General features: G+C 45.5%; 21 protein-coding genes. 14 read left to right on the top strand and 7 right to left on the bottom strand.

Going from position 1 to position 25,065, the window contains the following annotated elements:
• Positions 1-535: 535 nt before the first annotated feature.
• The 7 genes from NPE20_RS14165 to NPE20_RS14135 all read right to left on the bottom strand — a co-directional run bounded on the left by NPE20_RS14165 (position 536) and on the right by NPE20_RS14135 (position 8,159).
• Complete coding sequence (locus tag NPE20_RS14165; RefSeq protein ID WP_256539318.1) at positions 536-946, bottom strand: winged helix DNA-binding protein; 411 nt, start codon at positions 944-946, stop codon at positions 536-538.
• Positions 947-956: 10 nt separating this feature from the next.
• Positions 957-1,382: a MarR family winged helix-turn-helix transcriptional regulator gene (locus NPE20_RS14160; RefSeq protein ID WP_256539317.1), complete on the bottom strand. Its 426-nt coding sequence runs from the start codon at positions 1,380-1,382 to the stop codon at positions 957-959.
• A gap of 49 nt (positions 1,383-1,431) precedes the next feature.
• Positions 1,432-2,514, bottom strand: coding sequence for an efflux RND transporter periplasmic adaptor subunit (locus NPE20_RS14155; RefSeq protein WP_256539316.1), 1,083 nt, complete (start codon positions 2,512-2,514; stop codon positions 1,432-1,434).
• 5 nt (positions 2,515-2,519) lie between these two features.
• Positions 2,520-5,753: an efflux RND transporter permease subunit gene (locus NPE20_RS14150; RefSeq protein ID WP_354003252.1), complete on the bottom strand. Its 3,234-nt coding sequence runs from the start codon at positions 5,751-5,753 to the stop codon at positions 2,520-2,522.
• Between the two features lie 11 nt (positions 5,754-5,764).
• Complete coding sequence (locus NPE20_RS14145) at positions 5,765-7,117, bottom strand: TolC family protein (RefSeq protein WP_256539314.1); 1,353 nt, start codon at positions 7,115-7,117, stop codon at positions 5,765-5,767.
• 124 nt (positions 7,118-7,241) lie between these two features.
• Entirely contained in the window at positions 7,242-7,610 is a 369-nt protein-coding gene (locus tag NPE20_RS14140; RefSeq protein ID WP_256539313.1) for a hypothetical protein, read from the bottom strand.
• A 423-nt stretch (positions 7,611-8,033) separates the two neighbouring features.
• A complete protein-coding gene (locus tag NPE20_RS14135; RefSeq protein WP_256539312.1) occupies positions 8,034-8,159 on the bottom strand; it encodes a hypothetical protein in 126 nt (41 codons plus the stop codon).
• A 310-nt stretch (positions 8,160-8,469) separates the two neighbouring features.
• Here NPE20_RS14135 and NPE20_RS14130 point away from each other — a divergent pair, with 310 nt between their 5' ends.
• From NPE20_RS14130 to NPE20_RS14065, 14 genes are all read left to right on the top strand, one after another.
• Complete coding sequence (locus NPE20_RS14130) at positions 8,470-9,141, top strand: DsbA family protein (RefSeq protein WP_354003251.1); 672 nt, start codon at positions 8,470-8,472, stop codon at positions 9,139-9,141.
• A 37-nt stretch (positions 9,142-9,178) separates the two neighbouring features.
• Complete coding sequence (locus NPE20_RS14125; RefSeq protein WP_256539311.1) at positions 9,179-10,267, top strand: NADH:flavin oxidoreductase; 1,089 nt, start codon at positions 9,179-9,181, stop codon at positions 10,265-10,267.
• A gap of 28 nt (positions 10,268-10,295) precedes the next feature.
• Positions 10,296-10,973, top strand: a complete 678-nt coding sequence (locus NPE20_RS14120; protein WP_256539310.1) for an NUDIX hydrolase — start codon at positions 10,296-10,298, stop codon at positions 10,971-10,973.
• 254 nt (positions 10,974-11,227) lie between these two features.
• The gene (locus NPE20_RS14115; RefSeq protein WP_256539309.1) at positions 11,228-11,593 is read left to right on the top strand and encodes a DsrE family protein; all 366 of its coding nucleotides are present in this window, start codon (positions 11,228-11,230) and stop codon (positions 11,591-11,593) included.
• 40 nt (positions 11,594-11,633) lie between these two features.
• Entirely contained in the window at positions 11,634-12,341 is a 708-nt protein-coding gene (locus NPE20_RS14110) for a TetR/AcrR family transcriptional regulator (RefSeq protein ID WP_354003250.1), read from the top strand.
• Positions 12,342-12,457: 116 nt separating this feature from the next.
• Positions 12,458-13,594 carry an efflux RND transporter periplasmic adaptor subunit gene (locus tag NPE20_RS14105; RefSeq protein ID WP_256539308.1) on the top strand — a complete coding sequence of 379 codons (1,137 nt, stop codon included), beginning with the start codon at positions 12,458-12,460 and terminating at the stop codon, positions 13,592-13,594.
• Positions 13,595-13,605: 11 nt separating this feature from the next.
• On the top strand, positions 13,606-16,809 hold the full coding sequence (locus NPE20_RS14100; protein ID WP_256539307.1) for an efflux RND transporter permease subunit: 3,204 nt from the start codon (positions 13,606-13,608) through the stop codon (positions 16,807-16,809).
• A 17-nt stretch (positions 16,810-16,826) separates the two neighbouring features.
• Positions 16,827-18,233, top strand: a complete 1,407-nt coding sequence (locus NPE20_RS14095) for an efflux transporter outer membrane subunit (RefSeq protein ID WP_256539306.1) — start codon at positions 16,827-16,829, stop codon at positions 18,231-18,233.
• Positions 18,234-18,406: 173 nt separating this feature from the next.
• Positions 18,407-19,492 (top strand): NADH:flavin oxidoreductase, encoded by a 1,086-nt coding sequence (locus NPE20_RS14090; protein WP_256539305.1) that lies wholly within the window; start codon positions 18,407-18,409, stop codon positions 19,490-19,492.
• A gap of 362 nt (positions 19,493-19,854) precedes the next feature.
• On the top strand, positions 19,855-20,322 hold the full coding sequence (locus NPE20_RS14085; protein WP_256539304.1) for a nucleoside deaminase: 468 nt from the start codon (positions 19,855-19,857) through the stop codon (positions 20,320-20,322).
• A 5-nt stretch (positions 20,323-20,327) separates the two neighbouring features.
• The gene (locus NPE20_RS14080; RefSeq protein WP_256539303.1) at positions 20,328-21,209 is read left to right on the top strand and encodes a helix-turn-helix domain-containing protein; all 882 of its coding nucleotides are present in this window, start codon (positions 20,328-20,330) and stop codon (positions 21,207-21,209) included.
• A 36-nt stretch (positions 21,210-21,245) separates the two neighbouring features.
• A complete protein-coding gene (locus NPE20_RS14075; protein WP_256539302.1) occupies positions 21,246-22,637 on the top strand; it encodes an MFS transporter in 1,392 nt (463 codons plus the stop codon).
• A gap of 30 nt (positions 22,638-22,667) precedes the next feature.
• Positions 22,668-22,865, top strand: coding sequence for a TetR/AcrR family transcriptional regulator (locus NPE20_RS14070; RefSeq protein ID WP_256539496.1), 198 nt, complete (start codon positions 22,668-22,670; stop codon positions 22,863-22,865).
• A gap of 87 nt (positions 22,866-22,952) precedes the next feature.
• Positions 22,953-24,032, top strand: coding sequence for an ABC transporter permease (locus NPE20_RS14065; RefSeq protein WP_256539495.1), 1,080 nt, complete (start codon positions 22,953-22,955; stop codon positions 24,030-24,032).
• Positions 24,033-25,065 lie beyond the last annotated feature (1,033 nt).

The following is a 25,065-nucleotide window of genomic DNA, read 5'->3' as shown; positions in this document are numbered from 1 at the left end:
TTAACAATCGCGACTTGCCTAACCTTTAATCAGGCATTAATAATCAGCCCACGTGCATCCTTTACAGATAGCGCCCCATTTCTATTTTAGGCAAGCGACCGTTTAACGTGCTTGCCCGATGTGGCTCCCCAGACTGACCAGATTTCGAATCAATTCATTGAGCAAATGTGCGTTCTGAGCGAATTAACACACTTTGATGAAACAGAGACTGAATAAATTTCGAACCATTTAATTGGCTAATTGAATTTTCGTCGTTGGAGTGTAACTATAAACAGCGACGGGCCATTAGCGTCACCCGCCTTAGGTTAATCTAAACTGGCGAAAAGGCAGTATTCGTTTTGAAGACAAATGGAATAATTTCCAATGAAAATATGTTCCTTGTTACGGCCTGAAAGCATAGATACGAGTTTACCTGCAATAGTTTGTCTTTTAATTCGGCAAAGTTGATTATTTGATCGCTTTTATGAATATGATCGAATATTTTCCAATTCAATGTTTTAGAAATTTAATTATCCGTGCAGGTTTAATAATGTTTTTAGTAGGGCTTTAAATTATTTTCCATCCGCAGTAAGGTGTCAGTAAAGGCTTTTAGGTCAATCTCTTTAAATTTTCCTTTTAACCGTTGTTCAGTGAGTGTTATGGCTTCCTGAATTTGCGGCAGTAGCTGCCTTCCGATTTCCGTTAGAACGATCTGATCGTCTTTTTTAACAGATGATACTTTTATTACGGACACATATCCGATAGTAACCAATTCCTCAAGCAATTTTATAACCGTCCGCTTGTCGTTTTCCAGATGATAGATAAGTCTTTCAACGGTTACCGGTGTTTTGCTACAGGCAACTAAAAGCATCGTTTCCGCCATGAACTCTGAATGAGGAGGCGGAAGAAACTGACCGAGCGCTTTGATATAAAGCTTGCTCATCCGGCGTAAATCATTTGCAATCATTGGATTGGCATTAATCTAAATTTGTTAAAAGGTTATGTTCCATCTGCCGAATAACAGTATAGAATATGTTTAACTGGACCAAACTCAAATCCTGGTTGATTACCTTATTCACCCTGGCAATTACTTCTTCAATTTTGGCTACCGCCGCTTCGCCTTTGGGTGTCAGAAAGGTCAAATGTTGCCGCTGATCTTCCGGATTGATCTCAGTTTTTGTAAATCCATGCGTATTGAGATACTCCACATGTATGCTGACACGTGATTTGTCTAAATTGAGTATTTCAGCAAACTGTGTATGCGTATTATTTGTCAACCTTTGATGGATCACCAACAGTATTTCAATTAGGTTATCGAAAGGAAGTTCAGGCAAGTCCCTGGCAATAATCGTATGATAAAGCCTGGTTAATCTTTGAAACTTTTTAGAAAGTAAAAACTGCATATAAGGTAAATAATATTACAGCAGCTGTTAAACAGCTGCTGTAAAGTGGTTATTGGATCGGGTCACCATCTTTAATATCGTCTCCGGCGTTCAGCACGATCCGGTCGTTAGCTGTTAAAGCACCAAATACCTCGGTATCTTCTTTTCCCGCTAAGCCTTCTTTAACATCTACCAGCTTAGCTTTACCATCTTTTACGACGATCACATATTCCCTTTCGGTAGACCTGACGATAGCGGTATTCGGCACCAGTAAGGAGTTCGCTCCTGATAACATCGGGATCTTCGCCTCACCATACATTCCCGGCTTAAGCTGCCCGTCTTTATTAAGCACATCAATTTCGATAGCTTCTGAACGCATACTGGTCAGAGCGTTGGCCGATCGGCTTATTTTAGCAGTATGCTCCACACCGGCCATAGCATTAAAGGTGAACTTAACTGCTTGTTTGAGATCAACCTTGTCAACATAATTCTCCGGTATGGCAACCTCTAAACGAAGTTTGCGGGTATCCAGTAAGGTTAGCATCGGCTGATCGGTCGCTTTACCCGGCGCAACCAATGCACCGGGTGAAACATTCCGCTGCACGATCACCCCATCAAATGGCGCATAAATGCGTAAATACCCCTGCATGGTGCGCACAGATTCCATGTTTGATTTTTCAGAATTAGCGATGGCCAGGTCGGACTTCATCCGCGATAGCGCGTTATCCAGATCAAGCGGTGATACCGAACCGGGTTCAGCAGCAGCCTGCTTTAAACGGTTATATTTTTCCTTACTGGCATTCGCGGTTTCCTGTGCCTGGAGATACCTGGAATTCGCTGCTTGTAAAGCTGATTCCATTTCAGGCGCTTCAAGTGTTAACAGTAACTGTCCCTTGCTTACCTGCGAACCCCGGTCAACGAAGATCTGTTTCACAAACCCGTTAGCTTTAGGGAACAGGTTTACTTCGTTAAACGGCTTAAACTTGCCCGGTAAACGCGCATAACTGGATAAGGCTTTTTCAGTTATATTACCGATTTCGTACTTTTTATTGGCCGATGACTTATTTTCGGTCAGGTCAACCGGCTTTTGATTGCCCGAACAGGCGGCTAAAAAGCTTACGGCCGAGGCTAATATGATCAATTTCGTTTTCATGTTTTTTATAGTGTTGAGGTTTGAATATCTGTTGATTCTTCAGGCATCAGGGATGGTGATTCATAGGTTGTTTTACCTTGAACCCAAGCAAACACTAATGGCAAGATGAATAATGCAGCCAGTGTAGAGGCGAACAGGCCGCCGATTACCGCCCTGCCTAAAGGTGCAGTCTGTTCACCTGCTTCTCCCATGCCGGAGGCCATCGGAATCATGCCCGCTATCATGGCTAAACTCGTCATCAGGATCGGGCGTAAACGTATTGCGGCGCTGGTTATCGAAGCACGGGTCGCATCTTTGAACTCTAACCGCAGCTTCTCGCCATTGGTTACAATCAGGATCGCATTGGCTACGGACACGCCGGTTGACATGATCATACCCATATAAGATTGCAGGTTAAGCGTAGAACCGGTAATCAGCAATGCTGTCAGGGATCCTAAAATTACAGCCGGGACTGTAGAAAGTACCGCAAGCGATAGCTTAAACGATTGGTAATTCGCAGCCAGCAACAGGAAGATCACCAATATCGCAAAGCCTAATCCACTTTGTAAGCTGCCCATTGTTTCCGTTAATAAACTGGTCATGCCTTTTAATTCCGGTACCAGGCCTTTTGGCGGTGTGCCTATTTCTTTAATCGCCTTCTGCACGTCAGCCGTTGCCGTACCCAAATCCATTTTATTAATATTAGCACTGACCGTTAAAAATCTCCTTGGCCCGGCACGGTCAAATTCTCCCGGTGCGTAGGTCATTTTAAAGTCAGCCACATCAGCCAGGGTGGGCGTGCTTTGTCCTTTTAGTAAAGGGATTTCCTTTAATTCATCCATCGTATTCATGGTGTATTCCGGTATTTGCACCTGTACCTGGTAAGTATATTGTTTGTCTTCATCCAGCCACTGGTTTTTTTCAGTAAAACGGCTGGAAGATGTACTGGCGGTAACTGAACGCGCAATATCGGTCACATTCAACCCTAACTGTGACACCTTTTGCCTGTCAAGCTTAATGGCGATCACAGGTATTTTTAACGGTTGCACGATCTGAACATCCCGCAGGTAGCTGATCTTTTTCAATTTTGCGACTGCTTTGTTTGAATAGTTTTCAATCTGGGCCATGTCCTTACCAGCCACCCTTATTTCAATTGGCGTGGCAGCACCCTGGCTCATGATCTTTTCAGTCATGTCTATCGGCTCAAAATTGATGCGCAGATCAGGCATGGCATGGCCGATGTTTTTACGCAATGCATCTTTAAGCTCATCCATATTGACTTTGTAGTTCTCGTCGAGCTTGACCTGCAAGACGGCCTCATGGGTACCTGTATTGAATATGTATAGGTTGCTGCTGCCATAGCTGCTGGGAATGATACCCACATAGCCGGAGCTGATCTCGATGTGATGATCAACAGTTTTATCGATAATACTTAACACCTGTTTGAATTTATCTTCCGTCCGTTCCAAACGGGTACCATCAGGCGCTTTGATACGGATCAGAAACTGGCCATTATTGAGTTTCGGCATCATATCCTTACCGATGATGGCAAATCCTATTCCGGCCAATACGATTACTAAAACCACGTAAACCGGTACGATCAGCTTTTTATTCGGCATCCAGCGGGTGATAATACCCATGAAACGCATCTTTACTTTTTCAAAGAAATCGTTATCCTCCGGATGTTCCTGTTCTTCTTTCAGATGTTTGTTTACCTGTATTTCTTCTTTACGGTTTAATGCTTCCCCAGCATGTGCATGCAATTCACCATGATGGTAATGCTGGTATTGTTCGGCCTTGATCAGCCAGTTGCTTAAGATCGGCACCAGCGTTTGGGCGAGAACATAGGACACGATCATCGTTAACCCAATAGACATGGACAGCGGCAGGAACATCGCTTTGGGCACGCCGTTCATCAGGAATGACGGCGCAAATACCGCGAGGATACAAAGCAGGATCAGCAATAAAGGAAAAGATATTTCTTCGCAGGCATCATATATAGCCTGCTTTTTTGACTTTCCCATTTCCAGATGCTGGTGAATATTCTCTATGGTTACTGTCGCCTGATCGACCAGAATCCCGATAGCCAGCGCCAATCCGCTTAACGTCATAATGTTAATCGTTTGACCAAATGCCCCTAAGAGCATTACACCTAAAAGAATGGACACCGGTATCGTTACCACCACGATCAGACTGCTTCGCCAATCCCGCAAGAATAGCAATACCATTAATCCGGTCAGTAAAGCGCCTAGTCCGCCCTCTGTCATCAAACTTTTAACCGCGTTAATTACGAAGACTGACTGGTCAAACTCATAGGACACCTTTATATCGTCAGGCAGCAAGCTTTGCATTTCGGGCAGTTTGGCCTTTAACCCCTGAACCACTGACCAAGTTGAGGCGTCTGCCGTTTTCACGATCGGAATATAAACAGACCGCTTACCGTTGATCAGGGCATAATCTACGGTAATGTCAGAGGCATCCGCTACACGGGCAACGTCTTTAACCAGTACCGATACACCGTTCTTTGTTTTAATGGGAATATCTCCAAATTCCTCCGACTTTTGCACCAGCGAATTGATGGTCGTGGTAAACATCGTATTATCAATACGGAGATTGCCTGATGGCGACATAGCGTTAAATTTAGCCAGCGCTTCCACTACCTGGTCGGGGGTAAGATCATAACTGCGCATCTTAGCAGGATCTACACTAACCGTAATTGACCGGGAGTTGGCCCCGAATGGAGGCGGTGCCGATAACCCCGGTACCGATGCAAACATTGGCCTGATTCGGGTAGCGGCCATATCGTATATTTCCTTGAGACTGCGCCCCGGAGCGGATAATACCAACTGGCCAACAGGTAACGATGATGCATCATACCTGACCACCTGCGGTGGCAGCGCCCCTGGCGGAAAGAACTTCATGGCCCGGTTAACCTGTAGTGCTACCTGCGCCTGGGCTTCGGCCATGTTGGTGCTTTCATAAAAGCTGATCTTCAGCATGGTAAGGCCCTGAATATTTTTGGTGGAAATATTTTTGATGCCATTCACATAAAGGAACTGATCCTGCAACCGGGTACTGAAAAAGCCCTCCATTTGCTGTGGTGACATACCGCCGTAAGATTCGATCACATAGATAGTAGGCAAGTTAAGCTGCGGGAAAATATCTATGGGTATATTGATAGCGCTGAGCACGGCGAAGATCATTAAACTCATGGTAATAACTACCACAGTAATAGGCCGTTTAAGCGCGGAGGTGACCATTGACATAATTTTTAATTTAAAAGATTTAAGATGGAACCGACCTGGTTACCGGTAACCGCTTTTTGGAATAAAGCACTGGCATATGCAAACCTTGCCCGGGCGTAATCTGTCTCCGCCCGATATAAAATATTGAGGGCGGCATTTAACTCGATAATATCTGTTAAGCCGCTTTTATATAGTGACAATTTTTGACGGTAGCCTGCGTTTGCCGCTTTTAATTGATTGGGAATTTCCATCAGTCGCTGTTTTGCTGTATTCAGTTCCACATCAGCCTGACTAACGCCCAATGCAAGCAGGGACTTTTGTTCATCAAGTTCCCTTATAGCGTAGTTTGTCGTTGCCTTTTGCGTACGAAGCTTTAGCTGCTTATGCCGCAGGTCGAACAGGTTATAGGAGATACCGACGCCAACCAGATAGTTGTTCCGGCTGAATCCCCAGCCGCTTGACAAGTTGTTAAACTGATCATTAGCATCGACGCTGGAACCGCGGCCCCAGGCAGCGGCTTCCAGCAATATCTTCGGATTATATTGCTTTTTAACAAGTTCCTCCCTTTGCCGGCTATTGTCAACAATGGACTTGTAATAGTTGATAATGGGATGGTTGGCTGTATCCATAACAATGCTTTCAGGTACATTTGCCTGTGCCAACCGGGTTTCTGCAACCGTATCGGGAACAATTGCCTGATAAGGCAAGCCGCTAACGGCGGCTAATTGAAGCTGTGTCTGTTTGAGCTGGTTATCCAGTTCGATATAAATCAGCCGTGCTTTGGAAAGTTCGGCTTCGGCAATACTTGTATCCACACCCGGCCTGATGCCGCTTTTAGCGAGTGATTGAATAGACCGTCTGATCTGCTGGTTACGGTCAATATTGCGCGATTGTATAGAAATGTAATCCTGCAACCGAAGCAGCTGCAAGAAGTTACCAATGGTGTAGGCCTGAAGTTTATATTTAGATTGCTGGAACTGATTTTGTTCAACTGCAATATCAGATCCGGCTACTTTATTTTGTGCCGCATATGCGCCGAAATTATAAATTTCCCAATCCAGGGCAGCGATGCCGAGGTTTGTTAAAACTGCGGAGGTATTATTTTCCGTACGCACCCCGCGCGAGTTAGAGGGTATTAGTCCAAAGCCGAAATAAGGGCCGGCGGTATTGTTATTTGTACCAATATCAGCCTGGTAATTCAATTTTAAATTAGGCAGCCAATTGTTGCGGGTCTCAACCGCCTGCGCCTGTCTGACGGCAATTGAAGCTGAATCTGCGATTAAAGCCGGCGCTCTCTGCTCTACTCTGTTTAACAGGTATTTGAGCGTAACCCGTTGCTGGGCATGGACATTTATTGCAATGAAACACAATATTGCCACGCACCCATATCTTTTAAGATAGTGCATCTGATAATTTGTTAGAAAAAAATAAAGAAATAGAAATCAGTATAGCCTAGTCATTGGCTAGGTTAGAATGTCCCGGAAGTATTGGGGAGATATTATATCAAATGATCAATATACCTGAAAGTAGATAACGATGCAGCGGAGGGAACAAACTTAAATGTATAGTCGATAAAAAGCCGATCGTGATTTGACGTAATTTCCCGAAAATCGACGGAAAAAAAGCATTGATAAAGAATGTGAATAGGATAGTCAACGGCAGCAGTGGATTTGCTAAACGTTTTTGGACGGCGGAAACATCGAAGGCACTATCTTGAACATATTCTATCTTCCGTTTTGTGAAAGCCTTTATGCAAATGCCAATAGGTTTACCGTCTTTGATTTTCTTAACGGCAAGAAAGCCCAGAAATGGCTTTGCAGCCAGCATGAACACGGCAAAAAATAAGAGATAACAGAATTTTTTCGCACTCATACGTCTAATAACGCAATTTTTGCTCAAAGTTGATAAGAAATTTTCAAGCAATGTGAATGTAACAGTAAAGTTGCGAAATTGTCTTTGGCTCGATTGTAATTATTAAGCCTTAAATAATTTGATTATGCGGAAATTTTGGTCAATTCAAAAACTAAGTCTTACTTATTATAAGGCAATTTAAATTGTCCCCTTAAACTCGCCCTATATTTCATGAAGTAAAGCGGCAAAGTAAGTTACGTTTTGATAATGCCAAAACAACTTGCTGGTGGATTCGCGGTGCTCATATCGATACTCATTATAAAGGAGATAATCGATAATCCCGAAAGAGCGAAATTGCGCTTCGAGGACACTATCAAAAATTATAAAGAATAAGTAAATCAAAGATGAAGCTGGCAGATCCACCCGCTCCTTGTTTGATCACGACTATTCAGCCTGTAAAGTAAGAAAGCCGATCAGGTGCTGCTCCAGCAGTTCTGTATAATAATCTTCCTTGATCTCTACCCGTTCCACTACGATGGATTCGTAAGAAACTGTCAGGGAAAAAACCATAACATGTACCGGATCGCGGCTGAACAAAAAGTTCTAGTTCAGGAAGCGGTACTGTGATTTCTTAATGAATAAGGCTACCTTTCAGACCATAAGGCGGTCTTATCAGCACCACATTAAATTTAATAGTGTGAATGCCTATGCCAAATACCTTGGTCAGCATCCTTCATCACCCCCGGCTATAAGTCAACGCGGACTTGTCAACTTCTAAAAAATCCTCCATCAGATAGTAAAAATCCTCCATTCTATTAAAAGGATTGACACGGCACCTTTGCTAAGTAAACAAAACTATTCAGAAGTAAAAGTTGGAATTATGAAAATGTATTATTTTACAGACCCAATGTGTTCGTGGTGCTATGGCTTTAGTCCTGCCGTAAAAAAATTGAAAGAGAACTACAAAGATATAGACCTTGAGATCATTTCAGGCGGATTTTCGCCCTATAGCAAGCAAGTTGTTGACGATGAATATAAGGAATTCCTGGCTTATCACTGGAACAATGTAAACGCGCGGAGCGGACAGTTTTTCGATCACTCGATGAAGTTCATCTCTGATACCTTCCGCTATGATACCGAACCGTCAAGCCGTGCATTAATGGTGATAAAGGAATTGTTGCCTGATCAGGACTTCGTGTTTCTGAGCCTGATGCAAAAAGCATTCTACGTAGAAGGAAAGGATATTACCAATGGCGCGGTACTCGCAGAACTGGCTGCAGAAATCGGCGTTGAGAAGCCGGTCTTTTTGGAGCGGTTCCACTCCGAAGAAACGAAGCTAAAAACAAATCAGGGCTTTCAATTTAGCCGTCAGCTAGGCGTTCAGGGCTTTCCGACGCTGCTTACCATCGATAACGGAAAGATTAAAGTCATCACCCGTGGATTTCAGGATTATGACGGCCTGAAAATCGTTGTCGACGATTGGTTAAACAGTCAACATGTTCCGCTGCCAAGTAACGGGGGATCGTGTTCAGGTGATACTTGTGAAAGCTAAACAATAGAAATGATGTATAAAGTAAAATATAATCAAGATGGCTGTATCTGATCTGTTTAAGCCGCTGCCGCTGCTACATGGTCCGGCCATGCGAAACCGTTTCATGCTGGCACCGCTTACGAATCAACAAAGTGAATTCGACGGCACGGCATCCGAATTTGACCATATATGGTACGAACAGCTTGCAGAAAGCGGTTATGCACTGATCCAAACCTGTGCTACTACTGTGGAAGCAAGTGGCATTGCGTTTGCCCGCCAGCTTGGTATTCACAGCGATGAACATTTGCCGGGACTGACAAGGATAGCGTCAACCATACGAGTGGGCGGCGGTTTGTCCGCGGTGCAATTACACCATGCCGGACACCGTGCCAACCCGCTCTTAGGAGGGATACCTGCACCCGCTTCGAGCGACACGGTACCTGGAGTTGATGCGATCACCACCGAAGAGGTGGAGCGGATCCGCGACAGCTTTATCACGGCCGCAAAGAGAGCCCAGCTCGCAGGGTTCGATGGCGTCGCCGTACACGGAGCTTTTGGTTGGATCCTTTCAGAATTTATGTCACCCTATTTGAATGACCGTAATGATAAGTACGGGGGAAGCCTGGAGAACCGTGCACGTCTGACAATCGAGGTCATCGAGGGCATCCGCCGGGAATGCGGCCCTGATTTTCAAATCGGCTGGCGCTTATCTATCGAGCGATATGGACTGGTTTTGGAAGAACTGCGTGCTGTTACCGCTTATATCTTTGATCGCGAACTGATCGACTACCTGGACCTGGCTTTATGGGATTCAGCCCAGGTCGTTCACGAAGGACAATTCAAGGGAAAAAGCATGCTCAGTCTTTTTACAGAGCTTCCCCGCAAGGGCGTTCGCCTGGGTGTAGCCGGCAAGATCATGACCGCCCGGCGTGCCGGAGAGTTGCTGGATGAAGGCTGCGATTTTGTGCTGATCGCGCGGGCAGGAATTATTCAGCGGGACTTTCCGCTTCAGGTAAAGGCAAACCCGGCATACGAAAGCGTAAAAATGCCGGTGATGGCAGAACATTTACGTCAGGGAGGACTTCCCGAGCGCTTTATCAATCACTTACGGGGATGGCAGACGATCGTTTTTCCAAACTCGCCGTGATCAATGGCTGCTAACTCTCACTACGGCAATGAACCGTTTTAAAATACCTGATATGGCTGCAAAAAAAATATTCTCTTCATTTATAGAAAAGCTTAGTTGTAACCTGAAAGAGCAGCTTCCCGGTGAAGCGGCTCACCAGATGATGGAAGCCACATCCGCGGCATATCTTGGTATCAAACCTAACGAGGGATCCCGGAAGAGCGCTGTATTAATGTTGTTATATCCTTTCAGGGATGGGATCTATTTGCCTTTGATATTGCGGAATTCCTATGATGGCGTTCATTCGGGGCAGGTTGCATTTCCGGGCGGCAGGCACGAAGTGACTGACAGCGATCTGATCCAAACCGCGCTCCGCGAGGCGCAGGAAGAGATCGGGTTGAAGATAGCAGACGTAACAATATTGGGAACGCTCACCGAGATCTATATCGCACCAAGCGATTTTCTGGTGCTTCCGGTCATCGGCTACCTCAATTACAGGCCGGAATTCCTGCCCGATCCCAGAGAAGTCAAAGCTGTTTTTGAAACCCGGATTGATCATTTTTTGGAGCCAAACAGCGTCGGATGCAGCGAAATCCTGATTCCTGGTGACCGGGTTTTAACACCGCATTATGAAGTAGAGGGCCACAAGATCTGGGGCGCCACGGCTAAAATGATCCGTGAACTATTGTCAGTTATAAACGCTGATCTTATGCACACTGAAAGGTGATATTGTCTGTTTCACCGTCGCCTTAGTATCTGTCAAACCATATGGAAAGGCCTGCGAGTATTCTACTTGCAGGCCTTTTTATTTTCAAAAAATGATGTGGCCGGTCAATGAAAGCCGGTCTGTCATACGGGTCATTTCTGTTAGCGCACCGGTGCCAGCTTTATAAAAATCATCCATTAGATAGTAGGAATCCTCCATTCATGACGAATGAATAGCAGGGCATCTTTGCATTGTAAATAAATACAAAAGATAATATGAGCAAAACAGCTATCATAATTCTGTCTGATCCCAAGGCTGGTTCAGAAGAAGCACTCGGACGCGTATTCAACGCTTTGGCATCGGCATATGAATTCAAACATGCTGGTGAAGATGTAAAAATTATTTTCCAGGGTGCCGGCATCAGGTGGCCTGAGCAACTGGAGAAACCTGAGCATCCGGTTTACGGGCTTTATAAGGAAGTGAAGGATCATGTTCACGGGCTTTCCAAAGGCTGCGTTGCTGTATTCGGAACCGAAGTATCGGGTTACGACCTGTTGGGTGATAACGAAGTACCCGGAACACCAGGACTTCCAAGTTTCCTTAACCTGAGAAATGAGGGGTATAACATCCTGATCTTCTAAAATTATTACTGATCACTGTTTCCGGCCAGATCCGGGAGCAGTGATCTTATTCCCGGCTAATCGAAATACTTTAAGGAAATCAACACAAATAACAAAGTTCCCGTTTCGTAACGCCGTTAGACAATTTAATAACACAAAAGTGGCAAGTAAAGACAGAATTCAACGCTTAAAAGATGAAACCCGGATCAATATCCTGGATGCATCGCTGCGCATCGCGATCGAGGAAGGATGGCAGTCTTTAAGCATGCGCAAAATTGCTGATGCAATTGAATATACGCCGCCCGTTATCTATGAATATTTCAATAACAAAGAAGCCATATTGCTTGAGCTCACCAGGCGCGGCTACCTGATCCTGTCAAAAGATATACAGGCGGCCCGAAATAAGCACGATCTTCCGGCAAGTCAACTGGAAGCGATGTGGCTGGCCTACTGGGACTTCGCATTCGCGAACCAGGAACTCTACCAGCTCATGTTCGGCGTCCAGATCAATTGTTGCTGTGGTGTGGTCGAAGAACTGCCGGAGTCCAAGAATCCGCTTAACCAGTTCAGGGAAGTAATTCTAAGCCTGATGAATTCGGCTAACCCTTCCCCGGATGTCATCTGCTTAAAATATTACACTTTCTGGTCTGTTGTTCACGGGCTAATTTCTATTAATATCTTAAAAAGAGGGTATTCCGATGAAATGAATAACCAGGTACTGAAAGTCGCGATAAGCGATATCATCAATTCCATTGCAAAAGCAACTTAGCTTTTGACCCTTCGTTAACGGTGTTCTTTTATTTTTCGCCGTTAACCGATTTAACTCATTGTCTGCCATCAGGCAGTACTGATTCTTCCAATTAACATCATTAAAAAATTAATCAAATGAAAAATATCATTTTAGCGCTTGTCGCCATTGCATTATACGGCTGTTCATCAACACCGCAAACACCCCAGGCCCCGCCGCCGTCATTGCCGGTAGGCACTATCGCCAGTGCTTCCGAAACTACTTTCCAGGAATACCCGGCATCCATTCAGGGTGCGGTAGATATTGATATCCGCCCACAGGTCAGCGGATATTTACAAAGTGTTTTAGTTAACGAGGGCGCTTATGTTTCTGCAGGGCAAACCTTATTCCAAATCAATGCCCAGCCTTTTAAAGAGGCGTTAAATAATGCCAAAGCAAGCTTGCACGCTGCTGAAGCGGCAATCCTGAACGCGCAACTGGAAGTGGATAAACTCACCCCGCTCGTAGAGAATAAGGTCGTTTCAGATTTTCAGCTAAAAACCGCAAAGACCACGCTTCAGATCGCCCGGTCGAATGCAGAACAGGCCAGGGCAAATGTTGCGTCGGCCCAGATCAATTTAAGCTATACCAATGTTAAAGCAACCGTAAGCGGTTATATCGGCCGCATTCCCAAGAAACAGGGAAGCTTAGTTTCCCCTGCTGACCAGATCGCCTTAACGCAGCTGTCTGATATCCACGAGGTGCATGTTTACTTCGCTTTGGCAGAAAATGATTTTAACAGTTTCAACCTGCATTACCCAGGCAAAACGCCTGCTGACAGGATCAAACATTTACCGCCGGTTGAACTGGTTCTGGCTGATCAGTCCGCCTATCCGGTTAAAGGTAAAATTGATATGATCGATGGTCAGTTCGATAAAAACACCGGAGCGATCACTTTACGAGCCAGCTTTCCAAATGCCAGCGGCATTTTACGCTCGGGTAATACCGGTAAGATCAGGCTGGGCCTCCAACATGACGATGCCATCCTGGTACCCCAATCTGCCACCGTAGAGATACAGGATAAGGTATTTGTTTTTGCAGTCGGCAAAGATAACAAAGTAGCCAAAACGCAGATCTCGGTCATTGGCAAAAGCGGCGACAAATACCTCATTAAAGATGGTGTAAAGTCGGGCGACCAGATCGTACTGAGTGGTTTTGACCGCCTGCAGGACGGGCAGGAGATCCACCCGGACAAAGCCGCGGATAAAACAGCCCAATTAATTAACAAAAACTAAGTTTTACGACCATGTTCAAAGTATTTATACAAAGACCAGTATTGGCGACAGTGATCTCCATCATACTGGTGATATTGGGTGTGATCAGTTTGATCAAGTTGCCCATACAACAGTTCCCCGATATTGCACCGCCCTCTGTAGTGGTAAGTGCTCTTTATCCGGGCGCGAATGCAGAAACCGTGTTGCGTTCCGTAGCACCATCGCTGGAGGAATCCATCAACGGTGTTGAAGATATGACCTATATGAATTCAACTGCCAGTAATGATGGTACCTTATCGATTGCCGTTTACTTCAAACTGGGCACTAACCCGGACCAGGCAGCGATCAACGTACAAAACCGGGTATCACAGGCATTAAGTCATTTACCCGCTGAAGTTATCCAGCAAGGGATCACCACTTCCAAGCAACACGTTACCTTCATGATGGGTATCGGCCTGTATACGGAGGATGAATCAAAATATGACCAGACCTTTGTGGGCAATTATGCAGAGATCAACATCCTCCCTGAATTAAAACGTATTCCGGGCGTGGGCCAGGCAAGCATATACGGCGGGTCCAAGGATTATTCTATGCGGGTATGGTTAAACCCTTCACAAATGTCGGCCCACCAGGTCACTCCCGACGAAGTGACACGAGCCATCCAGGATAAAAGTCTGGAAGCCGCGCCGGGTAAATTCGGTCAGCACAGTGAGGAGATATTCGAATATGTGATCAAATACAAAGGTAAGTTAACCAAGCCGGAAGAATATGAGAATATTGCGATCAGATCCAATGCCGACGGATCAGTACTTCGCTTAAAAGATGTGGCGAGAGTGGAATTAGGTACTTTTTCTTACAACAGCTTAACGCGTTTAAGCGGTAAAAAAGGTGTGGTCCTCGGTATCCTTCAGTTATCAGGTGCCAACGCAAATGAGACGCAGATCGCGGTAAGAAAAGCGATGGAAAAGGCCTCGAAAAGCTTTCCGGCAGGGATCAAACACCAGATCTTTTTTAGTACTAAAATAGCTTTGGATGAATCAATTGACCAGGTTAAAGACACACTGATAGAAGCATTTGTTTTGGTATTCATCGTGGTATTCCTGTTCCTGCAGGATTTCCGGTCGACATTGATCCCGGCTATTGCTGTCCCCGTGGCGATATTGGGCACATTCTTTTTCATGCATATCTTTGGTTTCTCGATCAACTTACTGACCCTGTTTGCCCTGATCCTGGCCATCGGTATCGTAGTGGATGATGCGATCGTGGTTGTCGAGGCGGTCCATGCCAAGATGGAGCATAAAGGCCTGGGGGCGAAAGCGGCTACCCATGAAGCCATGCATGAAATTTCCGGTGCGATCATCTCTATCACGTTGGTGATGGCAGCCGTGTTCGTGCCGGTGGGTTCTATGGAAGGTTCAACCGGCCTGTTCTACCGCCAGTTTGCCTTTACCATGGCCATAGCAATCGTCATTTCGGCAGTGAATGCTTTAACTTTAAGCCCGGCATTAGCTGCATTGTTCCTGAAAGATGTCCATTCGCACGATCATGTAGAAGGAACACCTGTCAACAGAAGCTTTAAAGAAAAGTTCTTCATTGGGTTCAACAGCAGTTTTAACGCCATAACCAATCGTTATATAGGCGGCTTAAAATTCCTGATCAATCATAAATGGCTCAGCATGGCTGGTTTAGCACTGGTAACGGTGGCTACGGTGGTATTGATTAAATTTACGCCGTCCGCATTTATACCCACCGAAGATCAGGGATTCATCGCTATTGCTGTGAATACACCATCCGGTACCACACTGGACGGTACGCAAAAGGTAATGAAAGAAGCAGAGATCAGCTTAAAGAAAATGGATGCTGTGCGCTTTGTGACCGCCATTTCCGGTTTTGACGTATTGACCAACTCCATGAGCCCGTCCAAAGGGATCATCTATATTTTACTGAAGCCGAACAAAGAGCGGGGTAAAGTAAGAAACCTCGATGCGGTTATGGATGTGGCAAGAGGTAAAATGAGTGCCATTACCGGCGCCGGTGCGTTCGTTTTCAGTTTCCCGACAGTTCCGGGTTTCAGCAGCGTGGAAGCATTAGACCTGGTGCTGCAGGATAGAACAGGTGGTAAACTGGATAAGTTCAGTAATATCTCCCAGCAGTTTATCGCAGAATTAATGAAACGCCCCGAAATTGGCGTAGCCTTTACCAGTTTTAAAGCTGATTATCCACAGTTACAGATGGAAATCGATGATGACAAAGCAGGTCAATTGGGTGTCAACGTAAAAGATATTCTGGAAACGATGCAGGCTTATTTCGGCAGCGCCCAGGCATCAGACTTTAACCGTTTTGGTAAATATTACCGCGTGATGGTGCAGGCGGATATTGTTGACCGGGCGGATCCGTCATCCATAGACCGTGTTTTTGTTAAGAACAAAATGGGTGATATGGTTCCAATGAACACGCTGGTGAAACTAACCCGTGTATATGGATCAGAGACGGTTTCCAGATATAACATGTTTAATTCGATCTCGGTCAACGCCATACCGAAGACCGGGTTCAGTTCCGGTGCTGCTATCAAAGCGGTTGAGGAAGTAGCTGCAAAGCAACTGCCGGAAGGCTATTCCTACGAATTCTCCGGTCAAACGCGTGAAGAGATCGCATCCGGGGGGCAATCAACACTTGTCTTTATCTTATGTCTGGTGTTTGTCTACTTCTTGCTGGCAGCGCAATACGAAAGTTATATCCTTCCATTGGCGGTAATCTTATCGTTACCTGCCGGAATATTCGGTGTTTTCGTGGCCATCGGGTTAACGGGTATTTCCAACAGCATCTATGTACAGGTCGCCCTGATCATGCTGGTTGGTTTGCTCGCTAAGAATGCGATCCTGATCGTGGAGTTTGCCGTTCAGCGAAGAAAGGCCGGGCAGTCGCTGGTTTCAGCAGCGATAGAAGCAGCGAAACTCAGGCTCCGCCCGATCATCATGACCTCGGTTGCGTTCGTGGCCGGATTGTTTCCGATGAGTATTGCTACAGGGCCATCTGCGCAGGGTAACCATTCTATCAGTATCGGCGCAGCCGGCGGCATGGTATCCGGTGTGTTATTAGGCTTGTTCATTATACCGGTCCTGTTCATCATATTCCAGCACCTGCAGGAAAAAGTTAGCGGGGCACCTGTTGAAAAACATCCGGACGATGCTAAAGACGGGCATGATATCAAAAAGTTAGAACCGGAATTATCATAATATCAATATCTCAACAAATGAAAAAAATAATAAGCGGGCTCACCTTACTGATGATCATAAGCGCCTGCAACGTTTCCAGGAACATAGAAACACCGAAACCGGCATTGCCTGCTGCTTTCAGGAATGCCGTTGCCACTGCCGATACAAGCAGCATTGCTGACATACAGTGGAAAAACTTTTTTACTGATGCTACCCTGCAACAGCTGATCGATAGTGCGATCAGCAACAACTATGATATGCAGATCGCATTAAAAAACATCGAATCCTCGCGGCTGCTGTTCAAACAGACCAAATTTAATTACACGCCACAGGTCAACCTGAACGTTTCGGCGAATACCAGCAACCCGTCAAACAATAGTTTGAATGGTTTAACCGTAGGCCAGTTTTTAGGTACTAACCATATCGAAGATTACAGCGCTAATCTTTCGTTATCATGGGAGGCCGATATCTGGGGTAAGATCCGTAATCAGAGTAAAGCCGCGCTGGCGCAATACCTGCAGACCGCTGAAGCCAGGAAGGCGATCCAAACCAATATCGTCTCATCGGTATCACAAGGGTATTATAACCTGTTGATGCTGGACGAACAGCTGGACATTGCCCGTCGCAATGTAAGGCTGAACGATAGTACCCTTCAAATTATCAAATTGCAGTTGCAGGCGGGACAGGTGACTTCCCTGGCTGTTCAGCAGGCCGAAGCACAGCAGCTGGCAGCCGCCCAACTGGTGCCCGAATTTGAGCAGAACATCGCCATACAGGAAAATGCCCTGCGCATCCTTACCGGTGCTTTGCCTGCTCAGATCGGACGCAATACGCGTTTAGATCAGCTTAGGGTAACAGAGGGCGTGCCGACCGGGGTGCCATCAGTAGTCGTGAGCCGCAGACCGGATGTACGGAGTGCCGAATTAGCGCTTAATGTCGCCAATGCAAATGTTGGTTTCAATAAAGCCAACATGTATCCCGTGCTGAATATAACAGCCGCGGGTGGCGTAAACTCCTTAAAGGCCAGTAACTGGTTCAATATACCGGCATCCTTATTCGGCACGGTAGCGGGTAGTGTTTTGCAACCCATATTTAACCGCAAAAAATTAAAAACCCAATACGAGGTATCAAAAATTGAGCGCGAGAAGGTCGTGCTGCAATTCCGCCAGTCGGTACTCAATGCCGTTGGTGAAGTATCGGATGCCCTCGTAAAAATTGAAAAATTGAAAGAACGGCAGGCCATTGCTGCAAATCGTGTAACCACCCTGCAGCAGGCTACAGGCAATGCCAACCTGTTATTTAAAAATGGCATGGCTAACTACCTGGAGGTGATCACGGCCCAAAGTAATGTGCTGCAAAGTGAACTCGAACTGGCCTCGGTTAAGCGCCAGCAGTTAAGTGCCGTAGCAGAGCTTTACCGCTCGCTTGGCGGTGGCTGGAAATAATCTTTATTGATGAGTGATGTGAGGGAAGCCATTCCCAACTTCGGTTGGGGTGGCTTTTTTACGATATCCAAAATCATCCATCAGATAGTGCAAATCATCCATTCTATAGGGGCAATTTCAATGGCATCTTTGTCATAGAGTATATAAAAACAATATCAATAAACTTAATCGAAATGGCAGTCTGTGATCTATTCAAACCCCTTACTTTGCTGCACGGCAAGGCAATGAGAAACCGTTTCATGATGGCACCTTTGACCAGCCAGCAAAGTGAATTTGACGGAACAGCATCAGAATACGACCAATTTTGGATCGAGCAGCTTGCGCAAAGCGGTTACGCGTTGATCCAAACCAGTGCGGCTACCGTAGAAGCCGGGGGTATCGCGTTTGAGCGGCAACTGGGAATCCACAGTGATAACCACTTGCCGGGGCTGACCAGTATGGCTACAGCGATCCGCGAAGGCGGCGCATTATCGGCAGTGCAGTTACACCACGCCGGCCATCGGGCCGTTCCGGAAGTCGGGGGAATTCCCGCACCTGCGTCAGACAAAACGGTAAAAGGTGTCAAAGCGATCACGACCGAAGAGGTAGAGCGGATCCGGGACAGTTTTATAGCGGCGGCCAAAAGAGCACAGCTGGCTGGTTTCGACGGGGTCTCAGTTCACGGCGCTTTCGGATGGATCCTTTCGGAATTCCTGTCGCCGAATCTGAATGACCGGACGGATAAATATGGCGGCAGCGTAGAGAACCGCGCGCGTTTCACGATCGAGGTCATTGAGGGCATTCGCCGGGCCTGCGGACCGGATTTCCAGATCGGCTGGCGCTTATCTATCGAGCGCTACGGACTGCGCCTGGAGGAACTGCGGGAGATCACCGCAGAGATCTTTGACCGTGAGTTGATCGACTACCTGGACCTGGCCTTATGGGATTCGGCCCAGGTCGTCAGGGAAGGAACATTCCAGGGAAAGACCCTGCTCAGCATATTTACCGAACTTCCCCGCAAAGGCGTCCGTTTAGGGGCAGCCGGAAAGATCTACAGTGCGCAGCGTGCGGGCGAATTACTGGATGAAGGCTGTGACTTCGTACTGATCGCGCGGGCGGGCATTCTTCAGCGGGATTTCCCGCTTCAGGTCAAAGCCAATCCGCTGTACGAAAGCCCAAAGATGCCGGTAACAGCGGAATATCTGCGCCAGGGCGGCCTGAGCGAGCGCTTTATCGAAACCATGCGGGGATGGCAAACTTTCGTACGCCCGGGCTCCTGATAAATTACACCTGTTATAGCAGGGTTATGCTGCCGTGTTAATATTGGCAGGAAATGATTTTACTATGACTGATCTCAGAAAAGCCGTTCCCAATTTATGTTGGGGCGGCTTATTATGTGCCGGAAAAACTGCCAGCAGTTGAAGTACTGCAGCCCGGCTAAATTTGCAATATCAGGAAACAGCAAGGCTTTTGAATTAAAAAATCATCCATCATAAAGTAAAAATTATCCATTCCCCGGTAAGGAAGACTACCACATCTTTGCAGTGGTTACCTGTGCGTACACCATGATTATTTATTTTTAAGTAATTTTATGTATTGTGCCATCCCAATTTCCAATGGGGCAAACGTTATAATGGAGATCATGGAAGAGGAATATAATATTTACATGCGCCAGTGTTTAGAGCTTGCTAAGATCGCTTTGGCGGCCGGCAATCCACCTGTGGGCGCGATCATCGTTTCTGATGGAAATGTGATCGGTACAGGTATAGAATCAGGGAGGTCCTCGGGTGATGTTACCAACCATGCGGAAATATTAGCGGTAAGGGATGCTGTAAAAAACGGACATGCAGACCAATTGGAAAGATCGATCATGTATACTACGCATGAACCCTGCATCATGTGTTCCTACGTGATCCGGCATCACAAGATCCCTGAACTGGTATATGGGGCCTCTGTACCATATATTGGTGGTTCAACTTCCCGATTTAATATCCTGTCTACAGCGGACGTACCAAAATGGGGAACCGGTCCGAAGATCACCGGGGGAATTTGTTCGGATGAGTGTAAAGCCCTCAGCGAACAGTTCAGTAAAACATTTATTAAATCGTAAGTACCATGTTATCTCAATCTGTATATACACTCGTCAATCAGCAGAACGGAAATTTGTCGTTCAAACTATTTGAGTTCGATAATAACAGCTATTTTGATCATATTCAGCGGAATAATTATTTCACGCTCATCTTCATCACTTCCGGTGAAGGATTGGCCAGGGTTGATATGTGCGACTATTCTTTCCAGGAAAATACCCTTTTCGCATTCTATCCTTACCAGCCATTTATGTTGCTGTCAAAAGGGACTTTGACAGGTATCGCGATCCAGTTCCATCATGACTTTTTCTGTATCTACAGGCACCATAAAGAAATAGCCAATAACGGGCTTCTGTTTAACAATATCTATGAACAGCCATTTGTCTGCATCAACAAAAGTTGTAAAAAAACGATCTTAAACCTCATCGAACAAATAGCCAATGAATTAAAAGACGAAGAGTTCAGGAAAGATGAGGTGCTTGTCTCTTACGTGAAAATATTACTGGTGATGGCCACCAGGATAAAACTTGAACAGCAAACCCTTCAGGATGCTGATAACACCAACAGTAAACAACATTTTTTGATCCAGAACCTGAAAAATGCGATCGAGGACAATTTCCGGTTAAAACATTCTGCAAGCGATTACGCCGATATTTTAAATCTGACGCCGGTTTCACTTGCCCGGATCACCAAAAATCATTTTAATAAAACACCATCAGACCTGATCACCGAACGGATCATTATTGAAGCCAAAAGGGAATTATATCTTACTGATAAGACCATTAAAGAAATCGCGTGGGAACTCGGCTATGAGGACGAGTATTATTTCAGCCGGGTTTTTAAAGGCAAAACAGATATTTCGCCGCAATTTTACAGGGATACGATAGGATTTAACCGGGGGGCATCTTGATCAGGTTCCAAATTCCTAAAAAATTCAACGCTTAATTTGGCGCTCAGAAAATTTATAAAGTTGAATATAGCGTCAAAACATACAAATTTCGGACAAGTAGTTACCGTCACCGGCTTAGCTTTTGTCGTCGCGCAGCTGGATGTATCCATTGTTAATCTCGCGCTGCCGCAGATCGCGCAATCCTATCATGCAAGTATAACTACTTTACAATGGGTGGTGGATGCTTATACCCTGGCTTTTGCAGTGCTGATGTTATCAGCAGGCAGTTTAAGCGATCGTTTGGGCGCTTTGAGGATCTTCCAGTCGGGCATCATGATATTCTGCATCGCTTCTGCCGGCTGCGGCTTAGCAAACAGTTCGATCTGGCTGGTCGTTTTCAGGGTGTTGCAGGGTATCGGCGCCGCCACCATGATCCCCAGTTCCCTGGCCATTCTTAACCAGGCTTTTGCGCACGAGCCTTCTACGAGAATCCGGGCTGTTGGGCTTTGGACGGCTGCGGGCAGTGCTGCGCTGGCTGCCGGGCCGCTGATCGGCGGCCTGCTGATCCATATCAGCAACTGGCGTTTTATCTTTTACGTCAACATTCCGTTTTGCCTCGCAGGTTTTTTGCTAAGTTTCAAATTACCAAAAGGGACCGTAGCCGTTACCGCTAAAAAGTTCGATACAGCAGGGCAATTGATTTGGATGCTGGCCGCTACTATATTGATCGCCTCCATTATCGAATGGCATCAGTTCGGAATAAAGAATCCGTTTATTTCAGGGGGTATATTATTAAGCATACTGTTGATGGGATCATTTATTTGGATCGAGAAGCAAGCCCCGAACCCGATCCTTCCATTGCATTTGTTCGCTTCTCCAAGCTTTAATGTATTACTGCTGTTAGGAGGCATCCTTAATGGCTCTTATTATGGAAGCGTTTTCGTACTTAGCCTTTATCTGCAAAACGTCCTGCATTATTCTTCTATGAGCGCAGGCCTGGCCTTTGTCCCCTTAACTGTTGGTTTTGTGATCACTAACCTGTTAAGCGGACGGGTCATTAACCGGTTCGGTATCGGCTTATCGATTATCACCGGTCTCTTCATTTTTGCATTAGGCTTCACGGGACTTTTCCTCGCTGGCGCAAACACACCCTACTGGCAATTATTCCTGCCTTTTTTACTCATGCCCGCAGGCATGGGCATGGCGGTTCCGGCCATGACTAACGGCATCCTGGCGAGTGTAGATAAATCATTATCCGGCACTGCCTCGGCAGTACTGAATACAATACGGCAGACCGGCGGAGCCATCGGCGTTGCGGTCTTTGGCGCCTTAGCCGCAGGCGGACCCGCAGAGATAGTTTCTGCCATACCAGTTATTGCAGGCGTTTCAATCATACTTATCCTGGCAACGATCATATTAAGCTTCAAATATGTTTTGAAGGCAAATTGAATCCAGACTATACCTAAACCCACGGTAATCATGAGAGACAAAGAACAAACCAAACGAAAGCTGATCAACGCGGTGGCCCAGGTCTTTAAGAACGAGGGATATGCCGGTCTGGGCGTCAATAAGATCGCCCGGCTGGCGGGTACCGATAAAAAACTGATCTTGCCAAACTCACCAGCTTGCCTCATCCGGATAACCTCCAGTGTTTTGGGTTCAAAGTGCATGCCGTAGCCAACCAACAGCTTTACACCTGCCTTTTTACAGGCATCAACCATTTCCTGACCCTGCCGGGCATTTACCGACATTGGTTTTTCGCTTATGGCGTGTTTGCCGGCTTTGGATACACGTACCATTTACAACCAGCTTAAGTTTATAAAAAACAGGAACCCAGGCTTTGTGAAAGATAATCTGCTGTATATGCCCATGACCGGCGATATGTGGGGCAAACAGCAGGCCCTGAAAGCCGAACTGAGAGGAAACCCGCTTACCAGTAATTTTGCAATTATTTCTGACCTGCCCACTAACCTGATCAGCGGAACGATAGATGTAAACTGGAAGGGTAAAGATCCGCGGTCGCAGGTGGTGATCCCGTCTTTAGATGTGAATGAAGATTTTATAAAGGTTTTTCAAATAAAGCTATTGAGGGGTCGTGGTTTTTCAACTTCGTTTTTAGCAGATTCAAATAATTTTGTTGTTAATGAAAAGATGCTGGCTGTTATGTGTTTGGATGTCAATTCGGCGGTAGGTAAAACATTTGAGTTTCAGGGAGCCAAAGGCAATATCATTGGCGTAGTAAAGGATTTTAATTTTAAACCAATACAGCAGGCTATTGAACCACTGGTTTTACGCTTTAACAAATACGGCGGAATTATAATGATACGGACAAACCCGGGAAGTACCGAGCAAACCATCGCGGCATTAGAGAAAATAAGCAAACAGCTTAATCCAGCCTATCCGTTTAAGTATGACTTTCTTGACCAGGATTTGGCTAACCTTTATAAAGGTGAGCAGCAAATAGGCAGTATCTTTAATTTATTTGCATGCCTGGCCATCTTTATTTCATGTCTTGGCTTATATGGCCTGTCGGCCTTTATGGCCGAACAACGCACCAAAGAGATCGGTGTACGCAAGGTATTAGGCGCGTCTATATTTAACCTTGTTTACTTATTATCTGCGGGTATCACGAGGTTAATAGCGATAGCCATCGTAATTGCCGTACCGCTTTCATGGTATGCTGTTAACAGTTGGTTAAGCGGATTCGCTTATCATATTGATGCAGGCTGGGTTATTTTCCTGGTGGCACCTGTAGCGGCCCTGCTGATTGCCTGGATAACCGTTAGTTATGAATCACTCAAGGCGGCCATTGTTAACCCCATTAAAAGTCTGAGAACAGAATAGTTTGGTTTACTAATCCTTCAGCGTAGCCACTTTAATCAATTCGCACAAAGCCCTTACGTGAAAGCGTCAGGGTTTCTTTATGAGCTACTCACACAAATTCTTCAAAACACCAAGGGTAACATTCGAATAAAAATCAAGATGCTTACGGATCACTTCATCCGGAAAACTGCTGAATGTTAACATAAGCCTGGTCTTATCGTCTGTTGACAGAAGCCGCCGCTAATTCTAGAGCTGAAAATATTGAACCGATGTTACGGAAAGCAATTACCAAATTAACAAAACTAAATACGATATACTCAAAATCAACAAGTTATGAAAAACGCGAATTAATCGGTTCGATGTTCCCCCAAAAATTCACTTTCGAAGAATTGCAACATCGAACCGCATTGACTAGTGAACTTTACACTTGTCTACTTGATTAACAGCGAAATAAAAAGCAAAAAAGAAGGGCAAGCGACCGATTTCTCGTGCTTGCCCATTCCGGCTCCCCTGATTGGGCTCGAATTATTCAATCTTTTAAATTGATAGTCATAATCCAATTGTTTACGGAAATTTGTTTGTTTACTCGTTCTTTTCTATCTTTATAAATAAAAAGAAACGATTTACAGTTACAGGGAGCTTTGACTTACGTAGAAGTTAGGCAGTTGATAACTGATGATATAAATTGGAGAGCAATCAGGCGCTTTTTGTCCATGTTTTCAAGTTCGTGGCAGAATCGTGGCAGTGAACTTTTATAATTTCATAAACACCTGATTTACAGAACAAAATTAACTTAGGTTCTGAACCCAGCTCTCCGCAAATATCTCTTGTCAAGCCATACAAGGCCCCCAATCACTTTATTTAATGCTTGATATTTATTCAAGTCCTTATTATACACCATTTCCCATAAAGGACGTGGTCAGATGAGTCGATTTAAGAGCCCGGCAGCAAAATAGTCAATTCGTAAAAATTATTAATATTAAATATTCCTAATTCATGAAGTTGTAAATCAGAGTCTTACAAAAGCAAAAAAGACAAATCACTTAAAATCAAT

It is taken from the genome of Mucilaginibacter aquariorum, assembly GCF_024498135.1.
GTDB classification, from domain to species: domain Bacteria; phylum Bacteroidota; class Bacteroidia; order Sphingobacteriales; family Sphingobacteriaceae; genus Mucilaginibacter; species Mucilaginibacter aquariorum.
Note: the sequence above shows the minus strand (reverse complement) of the source record. Positions and strands in the feature narration are given on the sequence as shown.

Excerpts from the sequence above, each read along its gene's own strand:
- NPE20_RS14165 (WP_256539318.1), bottom strand. The coding sequence starts at position 946 with ATGATTGCAAATGATTTACGCCGGATGAGCAAGCTTTATATCAAAGCG.
- NPE20_RS14160 (WP_256539317.1), bottom strand. The coding sequence starts at position 1,382 with ATGCAGTTTTTACTTTCTAAAAAGTTTCAAAGATTAACCAGGCTTTAT.
- NPE20_RS14155 (WP_256539316.1), bottom strand. The coding sequence starts at position 2,514 with ATGAAAACGAAATTGATCATATTAGCCTCGGCCGTAAGCTTTTTAGCC.
- NPE20_RS14150 (WP_354003252.1), bottom strand. The coding sequence starts at position 5,753 with ATGGTCACCTCCGCGCTTAAACGGCCTATTACTGTGGTAGTTATTACC.
- NPE20_RS14140 (WP_256539313.1), bottom strand. The coding sequence starts at position 7,610 with ATGAGTGCGAAAAAATTCTGTTATCTCTTATTTTTTGCCGTGTTCATG.
- NPE20_RS14135 (WP_256539312.1), bottom strand. The coding sequence starts at position 8,159 with ATGGTTTTTTCCCTGACAGTTTCTTACGAATCCATCGTAGTGGAACGG.
- NPE20_RS14130 (WP_354003251.1), top strand. The coding sequence starts at position 8,470 with ATGAAAATGTATTATTTTACAGACCCAATGTGTTCGTGGTGCTATGGC.
- NPE20_RS14125 (WP_256539311.1), top strand. The coding sequence starts at position 9,179 with ATGGCTGTATCTGATCTGTTTAAGCCGCTGCCGCTGCTACATGGTCCG.
- NPE20_RS14120 (WP_256539310.1), top strand. The coding sequence starts at position 10,296 with ATGAACCGTTTTAAAATACCTGATATGGCTGCAAAAAAAATATTCTCT.
- NPE20_RS14115 (WP_256539309.1), top strand. The coding sequence starts at position 11,228 with ATGAGCAAAACAGCTATCATAATTCTGTCTGATCCCAAGGCTGGTTCA.
- NPE20_RS14105 (WP_256539308.1), top strand. The coding sequence starts at position 12,458 with ATGAAAAATATCATTTTAGCGCTTGTCGCCATTGCATTATACGGCTGT.
- NPE20_RS14100 (WP_256539307.1), top strand. The coding sequence starts at position 13,606 with ATGTTCAAAGTATTTATACAAAGACCAGTATTGGCGACAGTGATCTCC.
- NPE20_RS14095 (WP_256539306.1), top strand. The coding sequence starts at position 16,827 with ATGAAAAAAATAATAAGCGGGCTCACCTTACTGATGATCATAAGCGCC.
- NPE20_RS14090 (WP_256539305.1), top strand. The coding sequence starts at position 18,407 with ATGGCAGTCTGTGATCTATTCAAACCCCTTACTTTGCTGCACGGCAAG.
- NPE20_RS14085 (WP_256539304.1), top strand. The coding sequence starts at position 19,855 with ATGGAAGAGGAATATAATATTTACATGCGCCAGTGTTTAGAGCTTGCT.
- NPE20_RS14080 (WP_256539303.1), top strand. The coding sequence starts at position 20,328 with ATGTTATCTCAATCTGTATATACACTCGTCAATCAGCAGAACGGAAAT.
- NPE20_RS14070 (WP_256539496.1), top strand. The coding sequence starts at position 22,668 with ATGAGAGACAAAGAACAAACCAAACGAAAGCTGATCAACGCGGTGGCC.
- NPE20_RS14065 (WP_256539495.1), top strand. The coding sequence starts at position 22,953 with ATGGCGTGTTTGCCGGCTTTGGATACACGTACCATTTACAACCAGCTT.